Annotated in this window: 1 protein-coding gene; it reads left to right on the top strand. The window is 41.0% G+C overall.

Annotation, left to right across the window (positions count from 1 at the left end; translation table 11 throughout):
* Window positions 1-1,214, top strand: a 1,214-nt coding sequence (locus tag AACS98_RS02970; RefSeq protein ID WP_066376167.1) for an RNA-guided endonuclease InsQ/TnpB family protein, incomplete at its 5' end; no start/stop codon positions are given.
* Between the last annotated feature and the right edge of the window lie 19 nt (window positions 1,215-1,233).

Genomic DNA, 1,233 nt, shown 5'->3' with positions numbered 1-1,233 from the left:
CTCAACTGAGAGACAATCCCAGTTATTACTCTCAGAAAAAGCAATTACCAATTACCAAAGAAGATTTAATAAAAGTTGTTCATTCTGGAGAGCTACTAGATTTTTCTCGTGTACCCTCCCAAACATTACAAGATGTTTGCAAACGGGTAGACTTGGCTTTTGGACGTTTTATCAAGGGTGATGGTAGCGGGAATCGTAGCGGTAAGCCACGATTTAAGAACGCTGCTCGTTACCGCACTATGAAGATAGAAGGGCAAGCTATAACAATAGAGCGTGTAGAAAAGGACTGGTTGTTTGTATCTTTCTCTAAACTCAAAGGTTGGGTAAAGGTACGACTACATCGACCATTACCTGAAGGATTTACGCTCAAAAATGCACTGCTTACCTTAAAATCTGATGGGTGGTATTTAACAATTTGTCTAGAAGATCCGAACGTACCACAATTCACAACTGATGAAATAGTACCAACATGGGAAAACACAATTGGGCTGGATGCGGTATTACATGAAGATGATTATCTAGCTACTAGCGAAAACACCAAGCTTCCTGCGCTAAAATCATTCAGGAAATCTGAACAACGCCTCGCTAAAGTTTCACGTCGTAAGTCTGTTAAAAAGAAAGGTAGTAGAGCAAGACGTAAGCTGGCAAAACGTGAAGCTAGGGAACATCAGCGTATAGCTAGGGCAAGGAAAGACCACGCTTTTAAAACTGCTCATAGCCTTGTCAGAACTGGTAAAAAAGTTTTTGTCCACGAAGACTTAAATCTAAAAGCTTTATCAAAAAGGAACAAAACAAAACAAGACCAAGATGGTAACTATCTCCCTAATGGGCAATCGGCTAAGTCAGGATTGAATAAATCTTGGAATGATGCTGCATTTGGACAATTTTTCAAGGTTCTAGAATACATAGCTGGAAAAGCTGGAGCTAGGACAATAGCGGCAAGACCTGCGTATACATCTCAACTACTCGCATATCGTGATGAATTTGTATTCACTGATTGCAGTATCCGCGAGTATTGGGATGAAAAAGAATTGCTGATTGTTGATCGAGACATCAATGCCTCAATCAACTTAAAGCGTGTTGGGCTGGGACTGTTCCCAACAATAAAACGCCGTAGGGGGAATCCGGTAGTAACTGAATCTACTACTAATAGTACCTCGAAGGAAGTTCTGGAAACATTAAAAATGTGCCAGAAGCCTACATCGACCCGCTAGGGCGATGTAGGTAGTTCAC

It is taken from the genome of Anabaena sp. CA = ATCC 33047, assembly GCF_963870205.1.
Taxonomy (GTDB): domain Bacteria; phylum Cyanobacteriota; class Cyanobacteriia; order Cyanobacteriales; family Nostocaceae; genus Trichormus.
Note: the sequence above shows the minus strand (reverse complement) of the source record. Positions and strands in the feature narration are given on the sequence as shown.